Annotated in this window: 10 protein-coding genes; 2 read left to right on the top strand and 8 right to left on the bottom strand. The window is 40.8% G+C overall.

The features are described from left to right. Positions 1–99: 99 nt before the first annotated feature. The 8 genes from ACTQ53_RS16620 to ACTQ53_RS16585 all read right to left on the bottom strand — a co-directional run bounded on the left by ACTQ53_RS16620 (position 100) and on the right by ACTQ53_RS16585 (position 8,754). A complete protein-coding gene (locus tag ACTQ53_RS16620) occupies positions 100–804 on the bottom strand; it encodes a hypothetical protein (protein WP_441934339.1) in 705 nt (234 codons plus the stop codon). 2 nt (positions 805–806) lie between these two features. Then, a complete protein-coding gene (locus tag ACTQ53_RS16615; protein ID WP_441934337.1) occupies positions 807–1,043 on the bottom strand; it encodes a hypothetical protein in 237 nt (78 codons plus the stop codon). Between the two features lie 15 nt (positions 1,044–1,058). After that, complete coding sequence (locus ACTQ53_RS16610) at positions 1,059–1,565, bottom strand: hypothetical protein (RefSeq protein ID WP_118201265.1); 507 nt, start codon at positions 1,563–1,565, stop codon at positions 1,059–1,061. Positions 1,566–1,605: 40 nt separating this feature from the next. Then, positions 1,606–2,631 (bottom strand): PDDEXK nuclease domain-containing protein, encoded by a 1,026-nt coding sequence (locus ACTQ53_RS16605; protein WP_441934335.1) that lies wholly within the window; start codon positions 2,629–2,631, stop codon positions 1,606–1,608. A gap of 114 nt (positions 2,632–2,745) precedes the next feature. Then, entirely contained in the window at positions 2,746–4,257 is a 1,512-nt protein-coding gene (locus tag ACTQ53_RS16600) for an N-6 DNA methylase (RefSeq protein ID WP_441934333.1), read from the bottom strand. Between the two features lie 16 nt (positions 4,258–4,273). After that, on the bottom strand, positions 4,274–6,634 hold the full coding sequence (hsdR, locus tag ACTQ53_RS16595; RefSeq protein ID WP_441934331.1) for an EcoAI/FtnUII family type I restriction enzme subunit R: 2,361 nt from the start codon (positions 6,632–6,634) through the stop codon (positions 4,274–4,276). A 66-nt stretch (positions 6,635–6,700) separates the two neighbouring features. Next, a complete protein-coding gene (locus tag ACTQ53_RS16590) occupies positions 6,701–6,907 on the bottom strand; it encodes a helix-turn-helix domain-containing protein (protein WP_302349598.1) in 207 nt (68 codons plus the stop codon). A gap of 629 nt (positions 6,908–7,536) precedes the next feature. Further along, positions 7,537–8,754: a PDDEXK nuclease domain-containing protein gene (locus ACTQ53_RS16585; protein ID WP_441934328.1), complete on the bottom strand. Its 1,218-nt coding sequence runs from the start codon at positions 8,752–8,754 to the stop codon at positions 7,537–7,539. 425 nt (positions 8,755–9,179) lie between these two features. Between ACTQ53_RS16585 and ACTQ53_RS16580 the strand changes: the two genes are divergently transcribed. Continuing rightward, positions 9,180–9,407, top strand: a complete 228-nt coding sequence (locus ACTQ53_RS16580; RefSeq protein WP_441934326.1) for a hypothetical protein — start codon at positions 9,180–9,182, stop codon at positions 9,405–9,407. Positions 9,408–9,500: 93 nt separating this feature from the next. Beyond that, positions 9,501–9,639 (top strand): DUF4248 domain-containing protein (locus ACTQ53_RS16575; protein WP_441934341.1); only part of this gene is annotated, 139 nt, incomplete at its 3' end.

Raw genomic sequence — 9,639 nt, 5'->3', positions numbered from 1 at the left:
ATTATGTAACTTTGCAGCCGAAAAGGCTTCCCTGCTGGGGGCATGCCCCCAGCAGGGAGTGGGAATGAAAGTTAAGAACAAGCCTTGACACAGTTTAAATTACACCCCCAACGTTGCCTCATCAATGAAATATGGAGACTCTAAGAAATACAACAGATACCATCTACCTATTGTATTTCCATAGGGTCTCAACACTTTCAATTCTGTAGTTCCTGCCCCGATTCCATTAGGTAAGCCATGGAAAATTGCAGACTTTCTGTTTTGAAAACATGGCGTAATTTTAGCAAAAGCAACGTCACCATTCGCAAAATGAGTAAATCCTTTTTTTATGCTTCCCCATTTGACAGTATCAAAGACAAAATCAGATTTATAGCCTGCACTAATCTTTTCCATTGGAATGAAAGCTGCCATAGAATCATCGTCAGCTTCATTTTTAGGATTTAATCGGAATACATCACGAATTCTTACCCATGTCCAATTAGCTGGAATAGAAAAAGGAATTTCTTCTGTTATATCCACGCACTTTTTCCCTATCTTCTCATAGTACCTGCTATCGCCACCACGGAAAATGACAGAACCATTAAGGGAAGACTTCTTTAGTTTGCCCTCCTTTACGAGTTTCTGTTTTTCTACCTTTATCTGTTCAAGCAGTTCTTGCGCTGTACCTTCTTCAGCTATTTGAGGCACAAGCTTTCCTTGAATTGCCTCTTGTAGAATAGACTTGGGTAATTGTTTAGCCAAATAATTATCCAGTTCTATTTTCTTTTCTAAAAGTTGATTTAATCTCTTTTTCAGATGTTCCATAATTATGCTGTTTTGAATATAGTGTGGGACATCTTCTCATAATAGGAATTGTCCTCACCACGGTAGATAATAGATGCGTTCTTGTCACGCTTGATTTTTTTCTCCTTAATCAAGCGTTCTTTCTCTTGGCGAATCTTATCAAGCAAAACGCTTGCTGGTTCGTCATTAGGGTCTTGCGGTACAAGTTTTCCCTGGATCGCCCATTGTAATATGCTATTCTTTAATTGCTTTCCGTTCATTATAATTTTCTATCGTTAGAAATCATTGTCCTTATTCTTCTGCTTCAAGAAGAACTGATAAAGTTTCTTGCCTATTTTATCTTTGGCAAATGTCCGCTCATGCTCAATAGGTATGGTAGATAACCTTATCTTAGCCACGCCTTTTTTCAACAACTCAAATTGTTGTGGACTTATCTTGAATTGAGCTGTAGAACTGATTTCTGTCACTGGAAGGACTATATTGCCAGAGACAATACCTGCCGTTTCAGAGCCGCTACCAATCTGAGAACCATAAAGTTTAATAACTTCACCATCGAATGTTTTCAACAACATGGTTGATTCTTTCAGGAAATTCAGTCTGTCTGACTTTACGGTTGCGATAATGTAATATGCCGTATCTTGCTTCGCAACGCTATATTTCATGTTGCATCCCTCGGCAGCCAAAGGTCGATATGTATACCCAACCGTTTGTGCATTTATATTGATACTGCACATAGTCAGTACAATAGACAAAATGATTTGTATTCCAATATTACTTTTCATAATTATGCTATAAAATCGAAATATCCTTATTTTATTGTTGTTACTCTGCTTCGTCCAACAATTTGTCAAGTTGCGCTTGCAGTTCTTCACGCTTTGGCAAATAGAGTTGGTAACGTGCTACAAACAATTGATTGGTTATACCCTCCAAGGCATACTCCATCAGCAGTTCGTCTTTTCTTGCTCCCAAAACTATGCCAATGGGTGGATTATCATCTGGTTGACAAACTTCAGTCTTGAAGTAGTTCAGATATAGATTCATCTGCCCGATGTCACCATGTTTTATCTCTGCTCGCTTCAAATCAATCAGAATATAGCATTTCAAGATACAATGGTAGAACACCAAATCCACCTTGAACTGTCTGCTACCTATCTGCATGGAGTATTGTCTGCCCACAAATGCAAAACCACGTCCCATTTCCAAAAGGAACTGCTCCATATGGTCTTTCAGAGCCTTTTCCAAATCACTCTCCTTATAGCGTTTCTGTTTGGGAAGTCCAGCAAATTCAAGTACGAATGGGTCGCGAATAATATCTTGCGGAGTTTGCACTTGGTGTCCCTCATTAGCCAATGCAAGAACTCCTACCTTGTCTGTGCTTAGTGCAAGTCGCTGAAACAGACAACTTTTCATCTGCCTTTTCAGTTCCCTAACTTTCCAGCCTTCCTTTATACACTCATTAAAATAGAACTTCATTTCGAGAGAATTATCACACTTCAATAGTTCGTAATAATGACTCCATGTCAATTTGTGGGACACTGTCCCACAAATTGGAAATGCGAGGTAGAACTTACGCATATAGACGAGATTAGAACGGTTAAAACCCTTTCCATTTCTTGTTGTTAAGTCTTTGGAAAGGTTCACAAGTAACTGTTTACCATACTCAGCTCTGTCCTTACCTTTTAGTTCAAATTCCACTATATATTTACCTGTCTGCCAATTGGCATCAAGTAATTCCGTGTTTACCGCAGTAATGGCTTTAGCTTTAGATTCACCCCATAGCGTAGTTATATTGTCAACCAACTTTTGATAGGCAGCATCATTAATTTTTGCTAACTCTTTATTCTCCATACCAATCTACAAATTATTTATCCAAACTTTTTCTCATCTTCTGAATTGGCTAACCAGTGGTTAGCCAATTCAGAATCAAAAGGGCAACCATCGGTTGACCTTTTTGTATAATTATTACAATTCGTCCACATTCACCTCAATCCCCAATATACGCTGTATCTCTGCCAATGTCTTGTCTATCTCATGATCAAGAGCCTTGCGCTTCTTGAAATAGTCGGCAAGCAGTTCGGCTGGCGGTAAAATCTCCTCATCCTCTTTCGGGAACTTACACAAGTCGAAGTTGCAGTCGGAATCTATCAGTTCCTTAACAGGATAGCAGCGTGATTTCTCGTCTCCATCGGCAATGATAATCTCCTTGCGGTCGTTCCACCATTCACGGATAGGATCGCAATGCTCCGACTTCATTGATTTGGTCTTGGAGAAATGCTTGTACCCCTCTGGCATATCCAAACGGTAGAACCATGTTTCCTTTGTCGAGAAGCCTTCTGGAGCACCCTCCGCACTGGTATTGTCGAAGAACAAAATATTCGTGGCAATGGAAGTGTAGGGCGCAAAGATACTGCCAGGCAAACGTATAATGGTGTGCAAGTTGAAATCCCTGAGCAACTTTGTCTTAATGGCAATCTTTGTGTTATCTGCTCCAAAAAGGAAACCATCAGGAACAATGACTGCAGCACGGCCATTCTTCTTCAAGCGATACATGATAAGCACCATGAAGAGGTCGGCAGTCTCGCTACTGCGCATATCTGAAGGAAAGTGAGATTTCACGTCGGCCTTTTCATTACCTCCGTAGGGTGGATTCATCAACACAACATCAAACTTGTCTTCGTCTGTGTAGTTGAGAACATCCTTTGTAAGCGAATTGTCGTGATATACCAATGGTGTATCTATGCCATGCAGCAACAGGTTTGTTACACATAACATATATGGGAACTGTTTCTTTTCGATGCCGAATACAGACTGATTGAACTGCTTACGATCATCTGCAGTCTTGACCTTCTTGTCCAATTCACCCAACCAGCTGGTGATGAAGCCTCCCGTACCACAGGCGAAGTCTGCCATCTTTTCGCCAATCTGCGGGTTGACAATCTCTGCCATAAACTCGGTCAAGGCTCTTGGAGTGTAGAACTCACCAGACGAGCCTGCTGACTGCATTTCTTTGAGGATAGTTTCGTATATCTCACCGAAAGCATGACTCTCTTCATAGTCACCAAGGTTCAGTCCGTCAATCACGTTCAGCACCTGGCGGAGCTGAACACCATCCTTCATATATTGGTTGGCATCCTCAAAAGTTGTCTTTACTATTGCCTGACGAATTGGGGTGTCAGGTGTAACCTCAATGTTTTTGAGTTCAACAAACAAGGTGTTGTTGACAAACGAAAGCAGTTCGTCACCTGTCAAGGCATTGCCGCTTCCATCATCATGTGCCCAGTTGCGCCAACGGCATTCTTCAGGGATGATAGACTTGTAATCATCATCGTCTAGCTCCCAGTCATTCTCTTTCTCGTCATAAACTTTCAGAAAAAGCATCCATGCCATTTGTTCTATGCGTTGCGCATCGCCATTGATACCGGCATCATTGCGCATGATATTGCGTATTCGTTTTACGAAATTTGATAAACTCATTTTATATTGTTTCTTTTTATGCTATATTATATATTGTCTGCTCCAACTCTTTTACGGCCTTCAGATAATCTCTCTTTCCACCGAAGAACTTTACTATATTTGCCTTAGAGCCAAATCGGCGGAAAGGATCGTTTTCAAGCACAGTGAGACTTTCAAGTTCAGAAATGCCTTCTTCCATGTACTTCTCCAGCAAAGCCTCAAGTACCAGCCGTGCCTGCTCTCCATATTTGGTGAATATATCACGCTTTTTCACTTGCTCGGCACGTTCCCGCCTCGTCAGGGTCTTCTTGCCGTATGCGATATGGCAGATGAAATCAAAATCATCCACATTGCTCATTTCCTGCGAAGTCTTTAATTCCGCAAGGTCTATGCCTCTTTCTTTCAGCATATCAGCAATGTCTGACTTTTTCTTTAATTCTTTCCATTTGGAGGTAAATGTATCAATGGTTGCAAACGAATCAAGGATATTCTTCTTCGTGTAGTCGGTAATACTCTCCGTGCGAAGCAGCTTGCCATCGGCATCGTAAACGGACACTACCTTATTGACAACCATTACCTGGCATCCTTCTCTATCTACAATCGGCTTTGAGTGTGTAACTGGCGCATTTGTCGAGGACGGAGGAGTGTCTGTGTCCTCTGGAAATGTACGTGGGTCCGTTTCGTTTGGTTTTGCAGGATAGTTTGGGTCTATCTCTATCGGGCCATCCCAATCGGGGTCTGCAAACAAGCGTGTTACATTGCGAAAATCCATCACCGTGAAATTGGTCTTTCCATCATTCTCACGAAGACGGGTTCCACGACCTATAATCTGCTTAAACTCCGTCATGGAACCAATCTGCTGGTCAAGCACTATCAGCTTTACCATCTTGCAATCCACACCGGTAGAAAGCAGTTTGCTAGTTGTTGCAATGACAGGATATTCTGAAGATACAGAGATAAAGTAATCCAGTTTGCCTTTTCCATACTCATCGCTACCTGTTATGCGAACCACATAGTCGGGATGTTTCTTGCACATATCGGAATTGGCATTGGTCAATGCCACACGCATGCGTTCAGCGTGAACTTCATCGGCACAGAACACAATGGTTTTCGCCATACGGTCTATACTTTTCAGATAGTTGGTTATTTCCTGCGCAACTTCCCTAATTCGGTCTTCTATAACAATGTTGTAATCATAGTCGCTATTGTTATAGATGCGGTCTTCTATCTCGTTTCCGTACATATCCTTTTGTCCCTTTGTTGGTCTCCACTCATCACCGATGTTCGTTGTGATGTTGATTACCTTAAAAGGAGCAAGGAAGCCATCTTCTATGCCATTCTTGAGACTATAAGTATATACTGGCTCGCCAAAGTAACCAATACTCGACTGGTACTTGGTCTCTTTTGGTGTGGCAGTCATACCGATATGAGTAGCCGAAGAAAAGTATTCCAATATGTTTCGCCAGTTGCTATCATCCTTTGCGCTGCCTCTATGACACTCATCAACAATAACGAGGTCAAAGTAGTCGGGATTAGGGAACAACTCTTGATAATTTTTGGCATCATTCTGGCCAATCAACTGCTGGTAGAGGGCAAAGAACACTTGATAAGAACTTAATTCTTCCAAGTGTTTTTTATCTTTTGAGTAGTCTATCTTGTGCGTTACTTTCTCCAATGGTTTAAAGTCCTGCTGTATGGATTGGTCAACCAATATGTTTCGGTCTGCAAGATACAACACTTTCTTCTTTAAACCACTTTTAAGTAAACGCCATACAATCTGAAATGCAGTATATGTCTTGCCTGTGCCAGTTGCCATAACAAGGAGCACACGGTTTTGTCCTTTGGCAATGGCACCAACTGTGCGGTTAACTGCATTGCGCTGATAATATCGTGGCGGAAATATATTCTGACCAGTGCAAAAAGGCTGCTCTATGATAGCCAGCTCTTGTTCGTTAAGTCCGTTTCCATCGTTAGCCCCATTTTTATATCTTTCGACAAGTTCTCCTTTTGTTGGAAATTCGTCCATAGTAAAAGTGCGTTCCTTGCCTGTCAAGAAGTCATGTTCGGCAAAACCTTCACCATTTGAACTGTATGCAAACTTTACATCAAGCATTTGGGCATAGGTCATGGCTTGTTGCAATCCATGAGAAACAGAATGATTGGCATCCTTTGCTTCTACAATAGCAATGGGTGTTGCCTTATTTGCATAAAGTACATAGTCGGCAAACTTCGGTTTCTCTCTATGCACAAGATTACCGTGAAGGCTAATTTTACCGTCAGTAAATTTAACCTTCTGTTCCATGAATATACTATCCTTTGACCATCCCTTGCTTGTGATGGCTTCGTTGATATAGCGGAACTTGATGTCCTCTTCTGTTAAATCTTTGCTTATGCCCATATTCAAATAATATTTTATTATCAGAAGTTCTACAACATACTTGCCAAGACAAAAACTACGAGTTCATTACACTCTTTCGTTCTCGTCCGTAATCAAATCCTTGAGGTCAACTTCTAAAATCTTTGAGATTTCAAGAAGCGTTTCTAAATCGGGTTGGTATTTATTCCGAGCATAGCAATTGACCGTGCTAAAGCTCTTACCTAACTGTTTTGCCAGCCAAGTTTGTGAAATTCCCTTGCTATCTAAGACATCTTTTATCTTGTTTAGTTTCATAAATTCACCGAATTTTGCTGCAAATATACATTAAATTTTGCGATAATCATTATAAATTAAGCTATTTTATTAAAATATTCCAATATAGCGATTGTTATTTCGTGTAGTTATTGTACCTTTACAGCAGAGAATAGTTGTTTGACAGCAAATGTACGCATATTTATGAAATTAGAACTACTGCCAAATCAATACCTCTATTGAGGTAGAAAATTCATAAATAGCTCATTTAAAGCTATTCTGCAGATTGTAGCGTATTAAAAAAAATCCAAATCATCATAACAGAAGAAAGAATTCTCTAATTCTTGATAAAAAGATAAGTCAAGAACTGAGCCCACTTTAAAAAGGGGCATATTTCTTAATTTTAAAAAGCTAATCAGGCTTACCATTTAACAAAGTTATCGTATTAGTAAACTCTGACACTAAATCATTAAATTGAGGATTATCTCTTCGAATAATCGAATCTTATCAAGCAAAACGCTTGCAGGTTCATCATTAGGGTCTTGCGGTACAAGTTTTCCCTGTATCGCCCATTATAATATGCTGTTCTTTAATTGTTTTCCGTTCATAACATAAGTTTTATCGTTAAGTATCAATTCGCCAACAAGTTGTTGGCGAATTATATACTATTTCTAATCTTCATCTTCTGTCTCTTTTCCCTTTTGTAATTCAAAAAACTCTTTCTGCTCACGGATTTCTCGGCTCAACTCTTCTTCTGTAGGAAGATAAGTAAGATACTTAGCGGCAAAGAGCTGCTTGCTGTCTTTCAATATGGAATAACGTGCAAGGTCTTTGCTTGTGTCAGAACACAGAACCAAACCGATAGTAGGATTATTGCCTTCCTCTCTCTTCAACTCGTCATACATTCTGACGTACATATCCATCTGTCCCACATCCTGATGAGTTATCTGCGTAGTCTTTAAATCAATAATGAGATAGGACTTTAGGATGATGTTGTAAAACACAAGGTCGATATAGAAATCGCCCATGTCCGTCTTGATATGCTGTTGGCGAGCCACAAACGCATAGCCTTTGCCCAACTCCATGATGAAAGTCTGTAGATGGTCGATAATGGCAGTTTCCAGTTTCGATTCACTATAGGCAGGGTTCTGTGGTAATCCTAAGAACTCTGCTATCACAGGATTCTTGAGATAAGAGAGTTTGTCTTTTTCGAAATCTGAAGTCAGCGAACGCATCTCGTCACTTACCTCTTTGCGCAGATGCTCAGGGGTTTGCAACAAACGATAATAGTATTGTGAAGAGATATTACGCTGCAAGGTACGGTAATCCCATTGCTCACGAGCCGCCTCCTTCAAATACCACAACCTTGCATCCGCATCTTTTACACGCAGTAAGCGTTCATAGTGAAGCCATGATAGGTTAGGATAGAATGGTATCGTAGATTCGTCAAGCGGAGCTTGACGAATTGGTTCGTCTGTGAGTTTGAATTGGTCAAGCATTGCTTGACCAATTTGTAATTTGCAGAACATCAGGTAAAAAGAGCGCATGTTCTTTATGCTTGTCAGTCCGAATCCCCTACCGTATTCTTGAGGGCACTGAAAAAGGTGCCCTCCGCTAGTATAATGGGGGAAAATCCAATTGGTGAAACGAACAAACTCGGAGAGCAACATATGCTCGCCCTTGTTCAAATGGGTGAAGAAACTGCGGGTCAGGAGAAACGCTTTCTTGATGTCACTCTTCTTCAACACCCAGGCACGCATGCCTTCGGTCAACTCATGATAAGTCGCCTTCTCTGAATAAATGTGCTTGGCAGACTTCACTAACTGGTTTGAAAACTTGTCGAAACGCTGCTCGGCAGTCTTCGACGAAATCTCAGCCGCGAGCTTCAACTTCTCAGCGGCAGAAAGTAGGAATTTCTTTTTTCCATCGTTCCTTTTTAAACAAAATTAATACTTAAATTATTTATTTTTACCACAATGTAGTAATTTTCGATTTCCTATATCGCCCTTTTGTCGTAACTTTGCTGACAGTTACCGAATGGTGAACAGCGGGGTGAACACTTGCCCCAAGCATTCACCTTTTCGGCTCCGGGGTGAACCCTAATAAAAAGAACTTTGTATATACAGCGCATGCTAGAAATATAAGAGTCTCTATTATAATGGGTTATATAGTGTTTTTAACACATTATTAACGCTAAAGGTTGGCATCGGGGTTCACCCTTCACCGACTTCATCGCCAAGTGTTCACCCACACTCTTTCGTAGAGTACGTTGCAAACAACGGATTAGTATATTAACAACTGATAATTTTAAAAAATGGAAAAAGAACCAAACAAAAGCATGAATGGGACAGCCACGATGCCATCGTACTTCCCTTGCATCAAATCTTCGGAGAGCCATCCACTCGCCGATTTCCTCAAACCTACCTACATGTTCCAGCTCGACTTCGACCATGTGAAGAAGGAAGATATGGTCATAGAGAAGGAACCTATCGAGCTGAACAGCGACGCTGCCGTCGATCCTACGGAAACTTTCGAGGACTAAGTATCTTACTTTCGACCCGTAAGTATGTTACTTTCAACCCGTAAGGATAATACTTTCAACCCGTAAGTATAATACTTAAACATCAAAAGCTATATGGATATAAGAAGCTATACGAAGCAGAAACTGGCTCTGCTCTATTTCCCCGATTCGTCACCCATGGTGGCAAGTGCTCATCTGATGCGTTGGATTTGTCGCAATCCCGACCTTCTGAAGAAGCTTCATGAAAGCGGAT

The organism is Prevotella sp. Sow4_E9_plate (genome assembly GCF_052116205.1).
Taxonomy (GTDB): domain Bacteria; phylum Bacteroidota; class Bacteroidia; order Bacteroidales; family Bacteroidaceae; genus Prevotella.
This window is presented reverse-complemented; position numbering and strand designations above follow the sequence as displayed.